The following is a 20,696-nucleotide window of genomic DNA, read 5'->3' as shown; positions in this document are numbered from 1 at the left end:
TTAGCGAATAGAGAGTGCACGCTCCAGCGCCGAGGTGATAAGTCGCCCCTGCCGCTCATAGCCATCACGGCTATAGTGCACACGATCACCTGCCATCAGGCCATCGGCGATCCAGGAATTGATCCCTGATTGCCCTCCCATAGCAGAGAAAAGGTCGAAGGCAGCTACACCATGCAGCTCTGCACGACGCATGATCTCCTCTGAGACACGCGCTGCATTCTCATTGAATCGATAGGTCATAGTAGTCACCTTCTTGCGGTGCTTACGCCGACGTCCCGTGACGACATAGTGCGTAGAGGCTTGGCGAAAGAAGCTGGGGGGAGGAGTTGTCAGCAGGATCTTTGTCTTGGGTAAGATTTCCTTGACCAGCATAAGCATCTGCTCAAGGCTCTCGGTGAAGTCCGCCATTTGGAAGCGCGTACTGTAGCAGTCATTCGTTCCCATTGAGAGGATGAGCAGTTGAGGCTCCAGCAATGAGAGCTGCTCGACATAGTCAGCGAGCGCATAGTGTCGGTAAGCAGCTCCATTAATACCAATATCATGGACAAGGACACCACCCTTCCCGGATAGAAGGACACAGCCCGCATAGACAGCTTCATCCGCATCATTCTCCTCCGCCCCCGTGAGTGTGACACTCGTATAGGGTGAGCGCCAAGAAAGCGTATCTACTACGTAGGCTCCCGTAGAGAAGCGTCCTGTGCGGAGCTCGGCAAGAGGGAACGCTGTCAAGGGGAGTGAAGAAGCGGTGCGAACAAGGTGCATCTGTCGGAAAGGGTGATCCGAAGAGGTAACCCCAATGGTAAATCGGCTACTAGGACGCGTAGAGAGCACATAGCCCCCTAATCCCATGGGTCGTGTGCCTTCGGGCTTAAGAATGAGCTCGCGCTGCCAACCAAATCCAGACGAAGTGACTCGGTAATCCCGTGGAGAATTAGAGCCATAGAGCGAATACCAACCTATCCAGCCACGTCCGGCATCACCAAAGGAAGCTTGCAGCGAGGCACGCAGTGGAGCCGTCGTATGCCCTGCTTGGATATGACTATCGCCGAGCTGAACAATGGAGACCGTGCTACTATTTTTCGCTGCTACACGCAGCTCCTGAGCTAAGCTCGCAAAGTAGCCTGTGGGAGCATAGAAGTTCGGCTCGCTCTTTGGCACTGGACCAGCAGCAAATAGAGATCCAGCAATACCCAGCACTCCTACCGTGAGGAGAAGTGCTGCACGCTTACTTGATCGCATCATAGTACTTTTCTTCGAGGAAGAAGGCATCGAGGAACTGGCGAGCAAGCTCGTCACCCCCGCGATGAGAGAGGTGGGTGTAGTCCTTGGCAGCCCACCCCTTGCTGGCGAGCTTACCGATACCACCAAGGCGACCGACAGCTTCACGCGTACTCCAGAAGACCACGCCCTTATCGGCAGAGAGACGGATCTGTGCACGCTCTAAAGCAAGAGCGGCAGGCATCGTGACTACTGCTCCCCCCGAGGCCTTGACACCGCGGTCTGATACGCCGAGCAAGAGATAGTCGGCACGCCCCGTCGTTGCACGAAGGTGATCAATAGCCTTACCCAGTTGCTTGGTATAGCCCGAGTAATCAAGTTGCTTCGGAGAGATCGTATTGAGGCCGTACTGCAGGACGATAAGGTCATAGGGACGCTCTGCGAAGAAAGCCTTATTGAGCTCAGCATCAAGCGATGCTAAGATGAGCCCCGAGTTCCCGCGTATAGAGAAGTTATCAACGCTCACCCCTGAAGTACCATCCAGCGAAACCCCATAGCAAACGAAGCCAGAAGCCCCACCCGTGAGGGTGAAGCGCACAGAGCTGATCGAGCCTGTGGCGAGGCGACAAGCACTAAGCGCCTCGGTAGCTGGGAGCTCAAGCGTCGTAGCTTCCTCTGAGTTCGTAGAGACCTCAAGGGTAGCTCCTGATGGAGCCTTATAATAGATGACCGCTTCATTACAGGGACGAGCTCCCTTAGGAAGGGTGTAGCGCACCCAGTCCCCGACAGAGCCCGTATAGTAGTGGCTCGGGAGTGGATAGCGCCCCTTAGAGTGGAGCTGATTATACTCTTTCCAGCCCTTAAATTCGTGGCGAACCGTGCGACGGAAGCCCGCAGTCTCCGAAGTCAATGGTAGCCACCCTACCCCAGAGCCACCATAGCGAGCCTGCAGCTGGCTACGTATACTGCTCGTGAAGATATCTCCTTCGATAAAGGAGTCTCCAAGGACAGCGATACGTACAGGACGCCCCAGCGATCTGCGACGGCGGAGCTGTGCAAAGAAATGCTGCAGGCCATCGTGAGCAGGTGTCATATCGACGAGGATACTCGTGGGATGGATAGTCGAGTCCAGCTTCTCAGCAGACATCGCCGAGTCAGGAGTGGCCGCCTTTGCTTGAGCTTCCAGCTCACGATGTATGCGCTCACGCTCCTGCACCTTCTTATCCGTGCTACGAGCCTGCTGGCTAAGAGCCACGGCGTCTTCGCTCTTATTAGCAAGAGAGTCTACCTGCTCACGACGTAGGTCAGAGAGCAAGTCCACCTTGTTCGGCTCCCAACCGAAGATATTATCCGGCAGGAAGTAGAGCAGAAGGAGCCCCAGCGTCACCGCCAGAGCCAGTAGCCAAAAGCGAAGGAGGTAATCGGGCGACTTAGAGCTTCTCCCCATAGGCCAGGTCTCCAGCGTCCCCTAAGCCTGGGACGATATAGGCGTGGTCATCGAGGACGGGATCGATAGCAGCTACCCAGAGCGTCACATTGTCGTCTGGGAAAGACTCGCAGAGCGTATCTACAGCCTGCTGACTGGAGATAATCGAGACGAGGTGCACCTCCTTGGGGGTACCCTTAGTCAAGAGTGCGCGATAGGCGAGATCCATAGAGCTTCCCGTAGCGAGCATCGGGTCTACAAGCAGTAGCGTCTTCCCCTCAAGAGAAGGCGAAGCGATGTACTCGATGAAGATATCGAAGTTCAGGCGATCCTTATACTTACGATAAGCCGATATGAAGGCATTCTCTGCCTTATCAAAGTAGTTGAGGAAGCCCTGATGCAGCGTAAGGCCTGCACGCAGGATCGTACCGATGACGATCTGATCCGAGATCTGAGCACAGCGGGCGACGCCGAGAGGCGTCTGCACATCACGCTCCGTATAGTGGAGCTTCTTACTCAGCTCATAGGCCATGATCTCACCGACGCGCTCGACATTGCGACGGAAGCGCATGGCATCCTTCTGTATCTCTATATCGCGCATCTCTGCGACGAAGTGGCAGAGGAGAGAGTTCTCCTCGATGAGGTGCTTTACTTTCATTGATGATGAAGCTTTGGGAAGGGGAAATATACCTTCAGGCTCTCCTATTCTATTCAACGTAGAGAACGAGGCCTTTGAGGTATTCGCCTTCGGGATGGTAGATATTGATGGGGTGGTCAACGGGCTGAGTGAGCTGGTGCAGGATGCGCACCTTACGCCCTGATGCCGCCGCTGCGGTGAAGACCGCCAAGCGGAATTCTTCCTTCGATACTGCCTGTGAGCAGCTGAAGGTAAAGACAATCCCACCTGAGGCGACCTTCTTGAAAGCGATGCTATTGATCTTTCGATAGCCGATAAGGGCATTACGCAGGACCTTGCGGTGCTTAGCGAAGGCGGGCGGATCGAGGATGATCAGGTCATACTCGTTCTCGGGCATACGCTCTAAGTAGTCGAAAGCATCCTCCGTGACGGAGTGGTGTCGGGGGCAATCCGCACCGAAGTTCAGAGCTACGTGCTGCTCGGTGAGGTACATCGCCTTAGCCGAGCTATCCAACGAATCAACACGCTTTGCTCCTGCGTGAAGAGCATAGATTGAGAAGCCCCCCGTGTAGCAGAAGGCATTGAGGACAGTGCGTCCCTTAGCGTAGTGAGCTACAAGAGCTCGGTTGTCACGCTGGTCGATGAAGAAGCCCGTCTTCTGTCCCTTAAGCCAATCGGGAGTGAAGCGCACGCCATTCTCATAGATAGGCGCTGCCTCGGTATGTCCGATGAGGAAGCCGTCCGAAGCGAGTTCGCGCATATCACGAGTGGGCAGCGTCGTCTCAGACTTATAATAGACACCCTCGAGAGGGAGTACGGGATCGCCTGCCTCAGCGAAGACCTCCCACAGCACTTCGGCGATGGTCTGGCGTACCTGATGCATCCCGAGGCTGTGCGCTTGGACTACGGCCGTACGGTCATAGATGTCGATGATGAGCCCAGGGAGACTATCTCCTTCGCCGTGCACGAGGCGGTAGGTCGTATTGGGACTATCGCTGGAGCCGACGGGGCGAACGAGGTCGCACGAGAGGCGCAGACGAAGCGCAGCCTCCAGGCGACGCTTGTAGAAGGCACGATCAATGACTTCCTCAGCTTCGAAGCTCAGCAGGCGCACTGCGATACTTCCTCCTCCGAAGTGTCCCGTACCTAAGGGACGCCCCTTGCTATCGACGACGGAGACTAAGTCACCATCTTCCACAGGGGCGGAGAAGGAAGCGATGGCACCCGAGAAGATCCAGGGGTGGAAGCGCAGGACGGACTCCTCCTTGCGAGGATGTAGGCGTAGCGTAGGATAGCTCATTTATATCAGGGCAAATTGAGTAGGTGATGGAGCGGGGAGCGCCATAAGGGTCGTGTAGATCCGCAGGGATGCCCAAGCGTCGAGGGCGGCATAGTGCGCTTGTGCTGGGCTAAGCTGCTTCGCCTCCCAGTCGCTCATACGCTGCGACTTGCTCATACGCTCAGCGAAGAGTATTGCATAGATCTTCTGCAAGCCCAGCTCGCGGATACCGTAGCCACCGCAGAGCTTCTGGAGCTCGACGAAGGAGCCTGGGGTGAAGGCTTCACGACGCGAGAGGGCGGTGATATCATCGCGCAGGCTAAGCCCTACCTTGATAATCGCTGGGTCTTCGAGTAGGGAGATAAGGCTCTTGGGCAAGCCCATCTTATTGAGGCGGAAGAGGAAGCACTCCTCTTCGGTAGCTATCTGAAGGAGGGAGACCTCGTAGCGAACACCAGCCGTAAAGCTTGGGCGCGTCTCGGTGTCGATACCGAGGATGCCAGCGCGACGTAGGCGCATCGCGACACGGCGTGCCTCTTCGCGGGTCTCTATGATGGTGATGGGAGCGGGGCAGCGTGCCAAGGCAAGCGACTGTAGCTCCTCGTCCGTGATCGAAGGGGGATAAGAGTAGACCGGAGCGAAGGGCGAGGGCTTGGCGCTCGAGCGGCGTACAGGGCGCTCCTTCTCTTGGGGCGCTGCCTTCTCGACAGCGGTGCGCTTTTTAGAAGCGGAGGTCGAAGAGGGCTTCTTCGCCGTCTTCTTCCCCGAAGGACTCTTCGGGCTCGTCTTTGTCGTCATCCTGTGTCTGTAACTGGGAGGTGTAGATACGATGAAGGGCCGTGAGCGACTCGAGGAGTGCCTGCCCCCAATATTCGTGGAAGTAGTGGAGGCAACGCCCGACAGCTGCGGGGAGCGCCTCTTCGTTCTCGTCGCGTAGGATCCCGAGGAGGTTGCCTACCTGTTGATAGACATCCGAGAGGCCTTCGGAGATGAAGGCTGCTATCGGCGTGTCGCTGTAGGTCATCTCTTCGGACTGCGCCGAGAGGTATGCGTCGTCCTCACCGAGGAGCGACGAGACGCGGCTGCGCACGGCCTCATAGGCGCCTTCGGTGATATATTCTTCGATATAATCAGCTTCGGGACTGTAGAAATAGGAGGGAAGGTGCAGCGTCACCGAGTAGAGCTGGGGCAGGAGCGTCACCAGTTGCTCGACGAGAGCGTCACGCTCAGAAGCCTGCTCCAAGAGCGCGGCATAGCGGACGCCGACTGCAGCGAACTCTAAGATCTCTTTCGTATAGAGGCTCTCCGCCTCTCTTACATTTGATTCCATACAGGTGCAAAAGTACTATTTTCTGCAGCTTCATCCCCTCTCCGAGTGCAGCAAGAGCGCGAAAAGAAGCGCCTCAGCACGCTCCCAAGGACGAGGCACTGCACGACGAGGGAAATCGTCACCACGAGGAAGCCATTTCGCAGCTCGCATCTGGGGATAAAACGCAGCCCAAAGTACCTTAAAAACGAGGGCAAAAAAGCGGCTTCTAACTGGCCAGAAAGCACCCACGATTACGCACTCAGATAGAGCGCCTTGCGAAGGGATATTTCCCGAGGTGCGGAGGGGGCTAAATTTCCGTATATGCGAAAATATATTTGTGTATATACGGAAAAATATTTCTGCATATACGAAAATTTATTTCTCTATATACGGAAATTTCCCGCCGCATATACGGAGCTCTCCCACCGTGCAGAAAGAAGGGATTTTTCTTCGGGGAAACGGCTTATCCTTCGAGCTGCATACTGAGCTCCTCCCAGCGGGCGAGGACCTGCTCCTGCTCCTTCTTGAGCTGACTGTACTGCTCGAAGAGCTTGGCGTCCGTAGCATGGGCGGGATCGGCGAGCTTCTCCTCCAGAGCACCCAGCTCGGCATCGATGGCTTCGCTACGCTCCTCCTGGGCCTTCAGCTCGCGCTCAAGGGCACGGCGCTCCTTGGCAGCCTCCTTCTGGCGTTGGTAGTCCTGCGCCCCCGTCGCAGACTCGGGGGCCTTCGTCTCCCGCGGCACGGGTGTGGCGGCTCGTGGGTTGCTGACCGACGTGCCGTCCTCACGGTCACGCTTCTCCAACCAATCGTAGATACCACCGATGTGCTCGGTCACATGCCCCGAGCGGAACTCGTAGACGCGTGACACTAAGCCGTCGAGGAACTCGCGGTCGTGCGAGACGATGATGACCGTGCCCGTGAAGTTAAGGATGGCTTCCTTCAGGACGTTCTTCGAGCGGATGTCGAGGTGATTCGTCGGCTCGTCGAGGATGAGGAGGTTGGCCGGGCGAAGGAGGAGCTTGATAAGGGCTACACGACCACGCTCGCCCCCACTGAGGACGGAGACCTTCTTCTCCGACTCCTCACCACCGAACATAAAGGCCCCGAGGAGGTCATTGATGCGCAAGCGGATATCCCCCTGCGCTTCGCGGTCGATAGTCTCGTAGACGGTGTAGTTCCCATCCAGCTCTTGGCTCTGCGTCTGGGCGAAGTAGCCGATCTCGACGTTGTGCCCGAGCTTGAGCGTGCCCGTGTAGTCGCTGACTTCTCCCATGATACACTTGATGAGGGTGGACTTCCCCGAGCCATTCTTCCCGACGAAAGCGACCTTCTCTCCGCGCTCGATGGTCATATTCACATCCGAGAAGACGGTGTGCTCGCCGTAGCGCTTCGTGAGGCTATCGATGATCACGGGGTAAGCACCCGATGTCACCGCAGGGAGGAAGGAGAAGTGCATCGCCGCGCGATCAATGTCCTCCACCTCGATGCGGTCAATCTTAGAGAGCTGCTTGATGCGGCTCTGCACCTGCACGGCCTTGGTCGCCTTGTAGCGGAAGCGCTCGATAAAGTCTTCGGTCGCCTGGATCTCCTTCTGCTGATTCTCGTAGGCACGGCGCTGCTGCTCGAGACGCTCCTCACGTAGGACAAGGTAATGGCTGTAGTTCGTCTTGTAGTCGTGCAAGCGCCCGAGTTCGATCTCCAGCGTGCGATTCGTCGTAGCGTCGATGAAGGCACGGTCGTGCGAGATCAGCACCAGAGCCGCCGATCCCGAAGCGATGAAGCGCTCCAGCCAACGGATAGACTCGATATCCAGATGGTTCGTAGGCTCGTCGAGGAGTAAGACGTCAGGACGCTGCAGGAGGATCTTCGCCAGCTCGATACGCATGCGCCAGCCACCAGAGAACTCTGCCGTGGGGCGATCGAAGTCCGAGCGCTCGAAGCCTAAGCCAAGGAGCGTCTTCTCAATATTTGCCTCGATGCTCCCCGTGCTGTGCATAAGGAGTTGGTCGGAGCGCTGAGCGTGGCGCTCGATAAGCTCCATATAATCCGTGCTATCGTAGTCGGTACGCGTCGCCATCTCTTCGGCGAGGCGCTCGACTTCAGCCTCCAGCTCCGTGATGTGGCTGAAGACCTGCTGACACTCACCGAGTACGGTACGCTCGTCACTCGTCTGCATCACCTGCGGCAGGTAGCCAATGCTGATCCCCTTGGGACGGCTGATGACGCCCTCCGTAGGCTCGGCAATTCCAGCCAAGAGCTTGAGGAGGGTGGACTTCCCGACCCCGTTCTTCCCCACCAGAGCGATACGCTCCTTGGCGGAGATGACGAACGAGAGGTCTTCGAAGAGGGGCTTAGCCCCGAAATATACCGATACGTTATTGACGCTGATCATGAGGAATAGAGGTGGAGAAAGCGGCGGGGAGATCACCCTGGGGTATACGGATCTCGGGGACGACAAGGATAATTCTTTGGGGAGCTAAGGCGGAGAGGAAGCGCTGGAGCTGCTCCTCGGCACGCTGCTGTGCGGCGGGGAGGTAGCGAGGGCTGGTGCGTATATCCAGCTCCGCATCGCGAAGGATGCGTTCGTCGAAGCGGCGTATCGCTACGCGGTCAGCGCTGGCTTCGCCAAGGCGCCCGCCACGATCCAGATAGTAGCGTACGGAGTGATTTCCCCCTGGACGTCGCCCTAGCTCAAGCTCGGGCGCAGGAAGGCTCACGTAGACTGTGTCGCCTGCCATCGTGAAGTGGAGCTTCTCGAGGTCGTACTTGACGTAGGCGACGAGGTCGGCCGTACCCACTGCGTGTTGCCCCGCTTCATAGAGATTGACATCCTGCCGGTAGCTGATCTCTTCGGTGATGAGGCGCAGACGCTGACTGACCTTCATCTGCAGTTCCTCGGTCGTCACCTCAGGTTGAGGCGCCTTGCGGAAGAACTTATGGCAGATGAAGAGCCCCGCAGCTACACATATAGTAAGGAGTAGGATCGGGCGAAGGATCCGCCAAGAGAGCTTGATCATTGTGCTGCGGACTTAGAGGACTGAATGAGGGAGGCATCGGCTTCATCCAAGTGGACACGCACCGTAAGGCGGAGGTCACGGAAGATCGGCTGCAGTTTATTCGTCAGCGTAGCCGATGCCGTGCGGATGAGTGCGCCCCGCTCTTGCTCCAGAGCTTTGGTAACAAGCCCGTCGATCATCGTCTGGCGAGAGCGAATGATCTCATCAAGTTCATTGGTCGATAGGCGGCGACGCAAGCCCGTAGGCTCCTGCAGGACGTTGTGATTCAGATTATCCAGCTCCCGTTTGACCTCGATTGGCGGTAGATAGAGATCTACCGTGCTGTCGGCTTGCTGTACGATGCTTTTCTCCGTGAGTAGCGAGAGATCGCAGTAGGCAGAGGCTTGGCTGAGGAGCTCCACACGGGTCTCCTTAGAGCCGAAGAGCTTCTTGAATCCTAAGAAGCCGTCACGGTGGGGATCAATCTTAAGGACAATACGTACCTGTGTCGTAGCCAGCTCGAGGCGCGAGAGGCTTTGGGCTTGGATCAGGAGGAGCTGCACGGGGGGCGTCTCCTCTTTCTCTTCTTTCTGCGAGCAAGCAGCGAAAGAGAGGGAGAGAAGCACCAGCGCAAAGCAGCTCATCCAGCTATAGAGTCGAGACATATCTTATCTACTTATTTTTTTATGGAGGACAAAGATACGAACTTCCCCCTGCTTATGCGGGTGGGAGGACCTCCTCTAAGGAGAGAAAAACGAACCAGTACTGGTCGGCATCGTGACCAGTACTGCTTCGCGTCGTGACCAGTACTGGTAGGTAGGGGTAACCAGTACTGGTTGAATCGCTGATCAGTACTGGTTCATTTATCCCCCTCTGCAAAGGCTCTCCCCCAGCGCAAGCTGAGCACTAATCTTAGAGCAGAGCGCACCTGCGTGGAGATTAGGCGTAAAAGTCGTTTCTTTGCACCATAGTAGTAGCTATATTCAAAGAGAACGAAATGAATAACTTCAGACGAGTACTCCTCAAGCTCAGTGGTGAATCGCTTATGGGAGCGAAGCAGTACGGCATCGACAACGACCGCCTCGCTGACTATGCACAAGACATCGAAGCTGCAGTCAAGCGCGGCATACAAGTGGCCATCGTCATCGGTGGTGGCAACATCTTCCGCGGATTAAGTGGTGCCGCCCAAGGCTTCGACCGTGTGCAAGGCGACCAAATGGGTATGCTGGCCACCGTCATCAATAGCTTAGCCCTCGGCTCAGCACTCACCTCCCGTGGTGTAAAGAACAGAGTACTCACTGCAATCCGGATGGAGCCTATCGGCGAATTCTACTCCAAGCGTCGCGCCATCGATGCCCTTGAGGCAGGTGAAGTCGTCATCCTCTCGGGTGGAACGGGGAATCCCTTCTTCACGACCGATACAGGTTCGTCCCTCCGCGGTATCGAACTCGAGGCTGATGTTATGCTCAAGGGTACGCGTGTCGACGGCATCTATACCGCCGACCCCGAGAAGGATCCTACGGCTACGAAGTTTGATCGCATCACCTATGATGAGATCTACCAGCGTGGGCTAAAGGTCATGGACCTCACAGCTACCACCATGTGTATGGAGAACAATCTACCCATCATCGTCTTCGATATGGACACTCCAGGCAACCTCCTCAAGGTCCTCAGTGGCGAGCCTATCGGCACCTACGTGGGCTTCTAAGAACAAGCAACCATCCTATCAACAACGACTAAATAAACTCTATGAGCGAACTGAAAGGGCTGATAGCACAAGCCGCCAGCCAGATGGAGAAGACTGTGGAGCACCTCGAAGAGGCGCTCGCTCGTGTACGTGCCGGTAAGGCCAACGTCAAGATCCTCGACGGCATCATGGTCGAGTACTATGGTAGCCCCGTCCCTCTGACTCAGGTGGGCACCGTAACCGTACCCGATGCTAAGAGCATTGTCATCACTCCTTGGGAAAAGGGTATCATCCGTGACATCGAGCGTGCTATCATCAACTCCCCTCTCGGCATCACCCCAGAGAACAATGGTGAGCTGATCCGCCTCGGCATCCCCCCGCTCACCGAAGACCGCCGTCGCGAACTCGTCAAGCAGGTTAAGGCTGACGCAGAAAATGCCAAGGTAAGCGTACGCAATGCTCGCCGTGACACCAACGAAGCTATCAAGAAGAGTATCAAGGCAGACAACACTCCTGAGGACGTAGCTAAGGACGCTGAAGGCGAAGTACAAAAGCTCCACGACCGCTTCATCAAGAAGATTGACGAGCTCTTCGCAGCTAAGGAGAAGGAGATCATGACGGTCTAAGCTCCGCGCGAGACCGCCATCCACGTTATCAAAGCATTGACAGGCTTAGTCATTAAGAACACAGGTAGCCACTACATCGTCCTCACGGAGGATGGTGTAGAGCGCCCGTGTCTTGCCAAGGGCAACCTTCGTCTACGAGGCTTCCGCTCGACCAATCCCATCGTCGTCGGAGACCACGTCGTCGTAGAGCAGACCTCAGACCAAGCGGAGGAAGAGACCCTCTACATCAAGGATATCCTCCCCCGCAAGAACTACATCATCCGTCGGGCTGCAAACCTCTCCAAGGAGTCCCACATCCTGGCAGCAAACATCGATGCGTCCTTCCTCGTCTGCACTATCGCAGCACCTGAGACCAGTACGACCTTCATCGATCGCTTCCTCGCCACAGCAGAGGCCTACCGAGTCCCCACGGAACTTATCTTCAACAAGATAGACCTCTATACTCCAGAGGCTATCGACTATATGGAGGAGCTCATCGCCCTCTACGAAGGGATTGGCTATCCCTGTCACCGAGTCTCAGCGACGACGGGAGAAGGTGTCGAAGCCCTTATTGACCACCTCAAGGGAAAGATCACCCTCTTTAGTGGACACTCTGGTGTGGGGAAAAGTACCCTCATCAATCAGCTGATCCCAGGCGTAGAGCTACGTACAGGATCGATCTCATTAGCTCACTTCAAGGGGATGCACACCACGACCTTCTCACAGATGGTCCCACTCCCCTACTCCGAGGGAGGATATCTCATTGACACTCCAGGCATCAAGGGCTTCGGTATGCTCGAGATGGAAGATGCCGAGGTGTCCCATTACTTCCCGGAACTCTTCGAGGAGAGTACTGCTTGCCGGTTTGGCAACTGTACACACACCCATGAGCCTGGATGCGCCGTACACGAAGCCGTCGAGGCTGGGCGTATAGCTTCTTCCCGCTACATCAGCTATCTCGGCATCCTCGAGGACAAGGAGAGTGGGAAGTACCGCCCCGAATACAAGTAAATATGCTCCACCTTCATTTCTTGAGGGGGCTACGTCGCTCACTCGCATCTACTACAGCGCTCTCAGCCTGCCTGCTCACGCTATCCTGCCATGGGCAGAGTAGCACACAGAGCCAGGCTACGTCTACACACATCGATAGTACGACCCTACGTGGCGATACGCTCGAGCTTATCTTTGCTGGAGACATCATGACTCATGGGCCGCAGATACGTGCAGCAGCCCAAGCGGATGGGAGCTATGATTTCGCTCAAAGCTTTGGTCTTGTACGCCCCGCCATTGAGCGAGCAGACCTGGCGATAGGCAATCTGGAGACGACCTTTGGGGGTAAGCCTTACAGCGGTTATCCTATGTTCTCCTCCCCCGAAGCTCTCGCTGTAGCCCTCCGCGAAGCAGGCTTTGACGTCCTCACGACATCCAACAATCACAGCTGTGATCGCCGAGGCTATGGTATCACCCATACCATCGATGTACTCGACAGCCTTGGGATAGCCACTACAGGGAGCTATCGCAACCTCAGTGAGCGCCCAGCACGCACTCCCCTCATACAATCTGTACGTGGGATCAAGATTGCTATACTTGCCTACACCTATGGCACCAATGGGCTTCCAATTCCCCACCCAACTGTCATAGACACGATAAGCAAAGAGCACATCGCGGCAGACCTACGCCGTGCAGATAGCCTCGGGGCAGAGTACAAGATCGTACAGATCCACTGGGGTAACGAGTACGAGAAGTCCCCGAACCGAGCCCAGCGAGAGCTCGCGCAATGGCTCGCAGACCAAGGCGTAGATGCCGTCATCGGTAGCCACCCTCACGTCGTGCAAGAGAGCACGCGCCTCCAGGGACAAGATACGCAGCGTGGAGAGACCTTCGTTATCTACTCGATGGGGAACTTCATTAGCAACCAAATCACTCCACCAGCTACTCGCGGTGGGATGCTCCTCTCCTTGACGCTGACCCGACAAAGCAAGAATGCAGCTTGGACGACCAAGCCACACTACCAGTATGTTTTCGTCGAGAAGCGCTCACCCAACGGACAGGCGATCTATCGTCTTCGTCCCGTAGACTTAGACTCTATCCCCGAAGGCATAGTCTCAAAAGAAGCCAGCGACCTAAGGGCCTTCCAGCGCTACTATAAGATGATCCCCCTCGTCAAATAGCTCCATTATATATTGTGTCACTTAATTACGACACCAACTCTTATGAATATGAAGAAGCTTAGCATGGCTCTGACTACCCTCTTCGGTATCGGCCTCCTTATCTTCAACAGCTGCGGTACGGTACCCATCACGGACCGTCGCCAACTCAATCTCGTCTCCGATGGTGAGATCCTCGCCGCCAGTGCGACACAGTATCGCCAGTTCATCAACAAGTCTCAGCTCAGCCATAATAGCACGTACAACAATAAGGTCACTCAGGTGGGCCGTCGTCTGGCTGCTGCTACCAACATCTATCTCAAGCAGAATGGCTACGAATCTATGCTCTCGACTCTGAGCTGGGAATTCAATGTAGTCGACAGCAAGCAGGTCAATGCCTTCTGTATGCCAGGTGGAAAGATCGTCGTCTATACAGGACTTCTGAACCTCGTCGGTAATGGTGCCCATTCTGACGATGAGCTCGCAGCCGTTATGGGTCACGAGCTGAGCCATGCACTGGCTAAGCACGCCAACGAACGTATCAGCAACCAGATGCTCATGCAAGCTGGCGGACAGCTCCTCGGAGCCACTGTAGGCTCACGCTCGGGGATGCTGAGTGGGATCCTGAACCAAGCCTATGGTCTCGGTGCTCAGGTCGGCGTACTCCTTCCCTTCGGTCGTAAGCAGGAATATGAAGCTGACAAGATGGGGCTTGTACTTATGGCTATTGCAGGCTATGATCCCCGCTACGCAGTGAACTTCTGGCAGAAGATGGCCCAGTCAAAGGGTGGCGGTCAGCAGAGTGAACTCCTAAGCACTCACCCCAGTGATGCCAACCGTATCAAGGCAATCGAAGCCTACCTACCCACTGCTCTCCAATATTACAAGGGCCAGGGTAGCGCACCAGCAAGTAGCAACTCGGGATCATCCAGCCAGTCTCGTCGTCAGAGCAACGCGCGTAGCGTACGTGCTAATGACGTAGCAAACTACCTCAACAACAGATAGTAGAAAGGACTTCCTATCAACATTTCATAGAAGAGCCCCATGCTATGAGCAAAGAACACTCATAGCATGGGGCTACCACAATCCTCGTACACAGTAATATGGGTAAATACCAGTGGTCTGTAGAGCGCGTAGAGCAGCTGCGCCAACTCATACTCAGCCATCGCAATATCATCATCCTCCCCCACACAGCTCCCGATGGTGATGCTTTGGGCAGTACCTTAGCTTGGGCAAAGGTCCTTCAGACAGTACATCCAGAGGCTACCATCCGTGTACTCAGCCCAGACCGTATTGAGAGCTACCTCAGCTGGCTTCCCTACCTTGATGAGCTTCTGATCTATCCTGACGCTGAAGAAGAGAGCCTTAGAGCAATCCATGAAGCTGACCTCCTCTTTCACCTCGATCACAACCAGCCAAGCCGCCTGCGCTATGCACCGCTCATTGAGGCCGTAGAGCAGTCTAAGACTCCCCATATCCTCATTGACCACCACCTCGACCCTGATCCCACTTTTACTCTGAACTTCAGCTATCCCGAGGCCTCTGCAACTTGTGAGCTGATTCATGCCCTTATCCTATCCCTCGGATGGGAGCAGTATATCACACCTGAGGCTGCAACCCTCCTGCTTACTGGGATCATCACCGATACGGGACGCTTCATGTATAGCCACCTCTCACCAGAGCTCTTCGTCACGACTTCTGACCTCTTGGCTCGTGGAGCAGACTACCTACATATCATCGATCGTCTCACCTATCACAATCCCGAGATACAAGTTCGTCTCCAGGGCTACGTCCTCGATCAGAAGCTCGAGCTCTATCCCGAACTCCGTGCGGCCTGTATCATCCTTACTCAAGAGGAACTTCAGCGCTTCGGGGCAACAAAGGGTGATACGGAGGGGCTGGTAAATATCCCCTTGACTATCGAGGGTATTGACTGCTGTTGCTTCATCCGAGAGGATAAGACTCAAGTCAAGCTCTCCTTCCGATCCACGGGTACCTTTCCCGTCAACCAACTTGCCAGCACAGGCTTTGGAGGAGGAGGACACCTCAATGCCGCAGGAGCTGAGCACCAAGGCTCTATCCAAGAGGCTAAAAATATCTACCTTTGTGAACTAAGGAAACTGAGAGCTCAAGAAGCCATCTAAGCTCATCACCACCGTCCAGCAAGCATAGACAGAAATAATGAATAGACTTATCACCCATCGCATCGCCCTGCTCCTACTGCTTCTCATCCCCGTGTTGGCACTGGGAAGTTGCAAGAAGAATCGCTCCATTAAGCCTCTCTCCCAACTCAAGCGAGAGCAGCGCCAAGCGATTGACCGACTGATCAAGGAATCATCATTCACAGTGAAGGAGCTCAATAGCGAGACACTACCCTCGACCATTGACCCCGATGTATTCTATCGTCTATCCAATGGACTATATATACGCGTGCTTGACAAGGGGACGACCCGCCCTGAAGCAAATAAGACAACGGTCTCGGTACAGCTGAAGGGCTACTTCTTCAATGTATCTCAGTCCAAGGGAGCAATCTTCGACAACCTCACAGAGACCAATGTCCGTCCTCTCTTCTTCCGATATGCCTCATGGGAGACCAGCGAAGGGAAGATCCACTACAGTTCTCTCAACGAAAGTGGGGTCTATGAAGACCTTATCTGCGAAGGGGTTGCTTTCCCTATGTCGCTGCTCGGTGATGGAGCTATCGTACAGCTCATCATCCCCTTCGATCTCGGTCCCTCACAGAACTATACCGCTGGTAACAGCCTCTTCGTAGAGAAGGCGGTCTATACCTTCTATACGAAGCCCCAGCAATAACCTTCTTCTCCCCACCTTATGGCACTCATCAAGTCCATCTCGGGTATACGAGGGACTATCGGTGGACACGTCACCGATGGCCTCAACCCTGTTAGCACGGCGCAGTTCACAGCTGCCTATGCCTCCTTCATCCGCCAGCAAACCAAGAAGGCTCGCCCCCTGATTATCGTGGGGAGAGATGCCCGCATCTCTGGCATCATGGTCAACCGCATCGTCACGGGGACGCTCCTCGGAATGGGATGTGATGTCATCGACATCGGGCTCGCCACAACGCCCACAACCGAGATGGCAGTCACAGGGAAGCAGGCTGACGGAGGGATCATCCTCACGGCAAGCCACAACCCCAAGCAGTGGAATGCCCTCAAGCTACTTAATAGCCGTGGCGAATTCCTAAGCGATGCCGAAGGGAAAGAAATCCTACGTATCGCAGAGAGCGAAGGCTTTGACTTCGCTGATGTCGACAACATCGGAGGTATTCTGAGCGAGGAGAGCTATTTGGATGAACATATCCAAGCAGTCCTCGCGCTCCCATCAGTTGACGTCGAGGCTATACGACAGGCAGACTTCCACGTCGCCTTCGACAGCGTCAACTCTGTAGGTGGCATTGCTCTACCAGCACTCTTCGAAGCTCTTGGTATCAAGCACGTCACTGCCCTCAATGCTGATCCTACGGGACACTTTGCTCATAATCCCGAGCCACTCCCTGAGCACCTAACGGATATCTGTTCGGCTATCGGCTCCAGCAAGGTCGATGTAGGCTTCGTAGTAGATCCCGACGTAGACCGCTTAGCCATCATTGATGAGCGTGGCACTTTCTTCGGCGAGGAATATACGCTGGTCGCAGTATCTGACTACCTACTCCAGCTAAATGGAGGAGGGAACACTGTCTCCAACCTCAGCTCAACCCGTGCTCTGCGTGACGTCACAGAGCGTCATGGCGGCAGCTACACGGCTGCAGCAGTAGGCGAAGTCAACGTAGTCACAAAGATGAAGGAGACGGGTGCACTCATTGGTGGAGAAGGGAACGGTGGTGTGATTTACCCCGAGCTCCACTATGGACGCGACGCTCTCGTAGGTATCGCTCTCTTCCTCACCCTCCTTGCAAAGAGCGGCAAGAAGGTCAGCGAACTCCGAGCCACCTACCCCAACTATGCGATGAGCAAGCAGCGAGTAGACCTCCCCTCGGACGTAGATGCAGGTGCTCTCTTGGAGCGCTTAGCAAAGGAATACAGCGACAAGGGAGATATCAACCTCATTGACGGGGTGAAGATTGACCTCCCGACAGAGTGGGTACATGTGCGCCGAAGCAATACTGAACCCATCATCCGCATCTACACCGAAGCTCCTACAGCTGAGGAGGCCCAGCGTCTCGCAGACGAATTCAAGGCCGTCCTCCTCTCTTACCTCAACTAAGCAATACACCAAGCCTCACTATGCAGGGACGCTCCATTGTGACTCCCCGTATCGTGAGGCTTGGTGTTTGTACTTATCATATCACTCACGGTTTACACGACAATTGGCACGTAAGAAGAAAGACCTCCCTCTTTTAGAAGGCATCACGATCACTGGTCTTGCTGGGGAAGGCAAGGCACTCACCCATATAGACGGCAAGGTACTCTTTGTTCCCTTCGCTGCTCCTGGCGATGTCTGCGATATCCAGATCACAAAAAAGAAGAGCAGCTTTATGGAAGGGAAGATTGCACGTATCGTCACTCCCTCCCCTGAGCGTACCCAGCCCATCTGCTCACACTTCACCATCTGCGGGGGGTGCAAGTGGCAGCACCTCCCCTACTCCCTCCAGCTACAGAGCAAGGATCAGGTCGTCCGCGACGCCCTCCAGCGAATCGGCAAGATTGAGGTAGGCGAATATCTCCCCATCTTAGGCTCGGTAGAAACTGAGCGCTATCGCAATAAGCTCGAGTTCACCTTCAGCCACAAGCGCTGGCTCTTCCCAGAGGAGCTTGACGTACTCAACGCACGCTCCACACCACCAGAGCCCTATGAGCTCTCCGGCCTCGGCTACCATCTCCCAGGGATGTTTGACAAGGTCCTCAACATCGACACCTGCTACCTCGGAGCCGAAGTTATGGATGAAATCCGTCTCTTCGTCCGAGACTACTGCTCCGCTCGTCCCGAGGAGTATCCTTACTTTGACCTCCGCAAGCAGGAGGGACTGATGCGTACCCTTATGCTCCGTACGACCTCTACGGGAGAGATCATGGTTGTGGTCGTCTTCTACCGAGAGAATGAAGCAGCACGCACGGCGCTTCTCACAGCTTTGCAAGAGCGCTTTCCCCAGATCACAGCCCTGCTCTATGTCATCAATGGTAAGTGCAATGACACCATTGGCGACCAAGAGATCCATTGCTTCTACGGACGCGAGTACATTGAGGAGGAGATGGAGGGGCTCCGCTTCCGTATCGGGCCCAAGTCCTTCTACCAAACCAATAGTCGACAGGCCTACGAGCTTTATAAAGTAGCTCGTGAATTCGCGGAGCTCACTGGCTCGGAGCGCGTCTATGACCTCTATACGGGGACGGGGACGATAGCCAACTTCGTCGCCAGACAGTGTGCCTCTGTCGTAGGTATCGAATATGTACCCGAGGCAATTGAAGATGCACGTGTCAATAGCGAGGTCAATGCCATTGACAACACGCTCTTCTACGCAGGCGACATGAAGGATATCCTCACCACAGACTTCATCAGCGAGCATGGTGAGCCTGACGTCATCATCACCGACCCCCCACGTGCTGGCATGCATGAAGATGTCGTCGCTACGATCTTGCGTGCAGCTCCCCGTCGCATCGTGTACGTCAGCTGCAATCCCGCCACGCAGGCTCGTGACCTTCAGCTACTCACCGCTACAGACCAGTACAGTGTGACGAAGTCCCGTGCAGTGGATATGTTCCCGCACACGCATCATATCGAGAACGTCGTACAGCTTGTACGACGCTAGCCCTCTCCCCTAATTCCCCAAACTATGCTCCAGAAGATCCTTGCATCACTGCGTCGCCCGACAGTGCTCTTCCTACTTGTCGGCATCGCTATTGCCATAGCTACGGCTGTCTTCCTGAGGCATAGGACTAGGCAAGCGACAGCAAGGGAGCTCCAAGCAGAGCAGCTACGCCTCCCCGATACACTCCGAGTCGTCACGCTCTCAGGTGCTACGACCTTCTTCATCTACCGCGATGAACCGATGGGTTACCAGTACGAACTGGTGCGCCTCTTTGCTCAAAGTCGCAAGCTCCCGCTGAAGCTCTATGTCACTCACAGCATGGAGGAGGCTGAAGCAATGGTTGAGCAAGGGCGTGTCGATCTCTGTATCACCCCTCAGGCTATGACTCACTCTGCGAAGGAGCGCCTACGCTTTGCTGGGCCTGAAACGATGACGGGACTAGTACTTGTTCAGCGTAGGGCCAAAGCCGGAGATAGCATCCCTTACATCCAAGATGTAGCAGCCCTCCTCGGTAAGGAGCTGACTGTCATAGCTGGCTCACGCGCTGAGGAGCGTATCAAGCGCCTTGAGGAGCAGCTTGGAGGTAAGATCCTTATGCATGAGATTACAGCCGATACCATTAGTACGGAAGACCTCATCGCTCAAGTCGCCAGCCGAGAGATCAACTATACGATCGCTGATGCAGACTTGGCTAAGCTCAGCAAGACCTACTACCCTCAGCTGGACATCTCGCTGGAGGTTGGCTTTGCACAGCGCCTTCGCTGGTTCGTCTCCCGCAAGGCTATTGGACTCGCTGATGCCCTGGATAAGTGGGCGAAGGATATCCCCGAAGACCGAGGCTTCCATGAGATCTATAAGCGCTACTTCGAGCTTAGTAAGTCTGACGATGGAGAGGAAGCTCCCCTCCTCAATCCCCCGAAAAAGGAGGATATACCTGCGTATGGGACTCAGCCAGCTCGCCCATCGCCTCCCTCTACCACAGAGAAGCAGCCCAAGGAAACCGCTACACACGAACCGGCTCCCAGTGGTGGCTACGGGATCTCACGCTTTGATAAGCTCTTCGAGAAGGAAGCACGACGCATCGGCTGGCCCTGGCAGGTATTGGCCTCCATCGCCTATCAGGAGTCGAACTTCCGCCCCGAGGTCGTTGGCTGGTCAGGCGCTCGCGGACTAATGGGTATTATGCCCCGAACGGGTAAGATCTATGGTGCTTCGGTCAAGCAGCTCCTCGATCCAGCGGTGTCTGTACGTGTAGCAGTGGACTGTCTAAAGTCCATTGATGCACTCTTCCAAAAGCAACTCACCGACCCAGAGGAGCGTATCAAGGTCACCCTCGCAGCCTACAACGCTGGTCCTGCACACCTGCAGGATGCTATCCGACTAGCGGAGAAGTACGGCTACTCCTCTACTCGCTGGGAGGGCGGTATCGAGACAGCTCTACGATTAAAGAGCGAAGCGAAGTACTACAACGATCCCGTCTGCCGAGCAGGCTATCTCCGAGGTAAGGGCGTCGCACGCTACGTTGACGAGGTCATCTCCCGCTACCACGGCTACCTCAGCCGAACAAAGTAATCCTCCGTCATCCTCTACAACATCTGAGGGGGCGGGAAGCACTGGTC

19 protein-coding genes are annotated in these 20,696 nt (G+C 55.4%); 10 read left to right on the top strand and 9 right to left on the bottom strand.

Annotated elements, in window-relative coordinates:
• The 9 genes from HMPREF1121_RS01105 to HMPREF1121_RS08585 all read right to left on the bottom strand — a co-directional run bounded on the left by HMPREF1121_RS01105 (nt 1) and on the right by HMPREF1121_RS08585 (nt 9,533).
• Entirely contained in the window at nt 1-1,242 is a 1,242-nt protein-coding gene (locus HMPREF1121_RS01105) for a GDSL-type esterase/lipase family protein (RefSeq protein WP_232223709.1), read from the bottom strand.
• Nucleotides 1,226-2,665 (bottom strand): SGNH/GDSL hydrolase family protein, encoded by a 1,440-nt coding sequence (locus tag HMPREF1121_RS01100; protein ID WP_044114292.1) that lies wholly within the window; start codon nt 2,663-2,665, stop codon nt 1,226-1,228. The genes HMPREF1121_RS01105 and HMPREF1121_RS01100 overlap by 17 nt, the downstream gene beginning before the upstream one ends.
• Nucleotides 2,649-3,302 carry a uracil phosphoribosyltransferase gene (gene upp, locus HMPREF1121_RS01095; RefSeq protein WP_044114291.1) on the bottom strand — a complete coding sequence of 218 codons (654 nt, stop codon included), beginning with the start codon at nt 3,300-3,302 and terminating at the stop codon, nt 2,649-2,651. The genes HMPREF1121_RS01100 and upp overlap by 17 nt, the downstream gene beginning before the upstream one ends.
• A gap of 49 nt (nt 3,303-3,351) precedes the next feature.
• Nucleotides 3,352-4,581, bottom strand: a complete 1,230-nt coding sequence (locus tag HMPREF1121_RS01090) for a class I SAM-dependent rRNA methyltransferase (protein ID WP_044114290.1) — start codon at nt 4,579-4,581, stop codon at nt 3,352-3,354.
• On the bottom strand, nt 4,582-5,358 hold the full coding sequence (locus HMPREF1121_RS01085; protein WP_232223708.1) for a 3'-5' exonuclease: 777 nt from the start codon (nt 5,356-5,358) through the stop codon (nt 4,582-4,584).
• Nucleotides 5,282-5,890 carry a DUF5063 domain-containing protein gene (locus HMPREF1121_RS01080; protein WP_044114289.1) on the bottom strand — a complete coding sequence of 203 codons (609 nt, stop codon included), beginning with the start codon at nt 5,888-5,890 and terminating at the stop codon, nt 5,282-5,284. Before HMPREF1121_RS01080 ends, HMPREF1121_RS01085 begins: the two co-directional genes overlap by 77 nt.
• A 442-nt stretch (nt 5,891-6,332) precedes the next feature.
• Nucleotides 6,333-8,264: an ABC-F family ATP-binding cassette domain-containing protein gene (locus tag HMPREF1121_RS01075; protein WP_044114288.1), complete on the bottom strand. Its 1,932-nt coding sequence runs from the start codon at nt 8,262-8,264 to the stop codon at nt 6,333-6,335.
• Entirely contained in the window at nt 8,248-8,889 is a 642-nt protein-coding gene (locus HMPREF1121_RS01070; protein WP_044114287.1) for a DUF4230 domain-containing protein, read from the bottom strand. The genes HMPREF1121_RS01075 and HMPREF1121_RS01070 overlap by 17 nt, the downstream gene beginning before the upstream one ends.
• On the bottom strand, nt 8,886-9,533 hold the full coding sequence (locus tag HMPREF1121_RS08585) for a DUF4230 domain-containing protein (protein ID WP_052353539.1): 648 nt from the start codon (nt 9,531-9,533) through the stop codon (nt 8,886-8,888). The genes HMPREF1121_RS01070 and HMPREF1121_RS08585 overlap by 4 nt, the downstream gene beginning before the upstream one ends.
• Nucleotides 9,534-9,865: 332 nt before the next feature.
• On the opposite strand from HMPREF1121_RS08585, the gene pyrH reads away from it, so the two are divergent.
• The 10 genes from pyrH (at nt 9,866) to HMPREF1121_RS01015 (ending at nt 20,649) form a co-directional block, all read left to right on the top strand.
• Complete coding sequence (gene pyrH, locus HMPREF1121_RS01060; RefSeq protein ID WP_009433175.1) at nt 9,866-10,576, top strand: UMP kinase; 711 nt, start codon at nt 9,866-9,868, stop codon at nt 10,574-10,576.
• Between the two features lie 41 nt (nt 10,577-10,617).
• Entirely contained in the window at nt 10,618-11,181 is a 564-nt protein-coding gene (gene frr, locus HMPREF1121_RS01055; protein ID WP_044114285.1) for a ribosome recycling factor, read from the top strand.
• Nucleotides 11,182-11,217: 36 nt separating this feature from the next.
• Nucleotides 11,218-12,171 carry a ribosome small subunit-dependent GTPase A gene (gene rsgA, locus HMPREF1121_RS01050; protein WP_044114284.1) on the top strand — a complete coding sequence of 318 codons (954 nt, stop codon included), beginning with the start codon at nt 11,218-11,220 and terminating at the stop codon, nt 12,169-12,171.
• 2 nt (nt 12,172-12,173) lie between these two features.
• A complete protein-coding gene (locus HMPREF1121_RS01045) occupies nt 12,174-13,331 on the top strand; it encodes a CapA family protein (protein ID WP_052353538.1) in 1,158 nt (385 codons plus the stop codon).
• Nucleotides 13,332-13,379: 48 nt separating this feature from the next.
• Nucleotides 13,380-14,312 (top strand): M48 family metallopeptidase, encoded by a 933-nt coding sequence (locus HMPREF1121_RS01040; RefSeq protein ID WP_044114697.1) that lies wholly within the window; start codon nt 13,380-13,382, stop codon nt 14,310-14,312.
• Between the two features lie 98 nt (nt 14,313-14,410).
• Nucleotides 14,411-15,451: a DHH family phosphoesterase gene (locus tag HMPREF1121_RS01035; RefSeq protein WP_044114283.1), complete on the top strand. Its 1,041-nt coding sequence runs from the start codon at nt 14,411-14,413 to the stop codon at nt 15,449-15,451.
• Between the two features lie 37 nt (nt 15,452-15,488).
• Entirely contained in the window at nt 15,489-16,121 is a 633-nt protein-coding gene (locus HMPREF1121_RS01030; RefSeq protein WP_044114282.1) for a DUF4827 family protein, read from the top strand.
• An 18-nt stretch (nt 16,122-16,139) separates the two neighbouring features.
• Nucleotides 16,140-17,534, top strand: a complete 1,395-nt coding sequence (glmM, locus tag HMPREF1121_RS01025; protein WP_044114281.1) for a phosphoglucosamine mutase — start codon at nt 16,140-16,142, stop codon at nt 17,532-17,534.
• 103 nt (nt 17,535-17,637) lie between these two features.
• On the top strand, nt 17,638-19,077 hold the full coding sequence (rlmD, locus tag HMPREF1121_RS01020) for a 23S rRNA (uracil(1939)-C(5))-methyltransferase RlmD (RefSeq protein ID WP_044114280.1): 1,440 nt from the start codon (nt 17,638-17,640) through the stop codon (nt 19,075-19,077).
• Nucleotides 19,078-19,101: 24 nt separating this feature from the next.
• On the top strand, nt 19,102-20,649 hold the full coding sequence (locus HMPREF1121_RS01015; protein WP_052353537.1) for an MltF family protein: 1,548 nt from the start codon (nt 19,102-19,104) through the stop codon (nt 20,647-20,649).
• Nucleotides 20,650-20,696 lie beyond the last annotated feature (47 nt).

This window comes from Porphyromonas sp. KLE 1280 (assembly GCF_000700805.1).
Lineage (GTDB): Bacteria > Bacteroidota > Bacteroidia > Bacteroidales > Porphyromonadaceae > Porphyromonas > Porphyromonas pasteri.
Note: the sequence above shows the minus strand (reverse complement) of the source record. Positions and strands in the feature narration are given on the sequence as shown.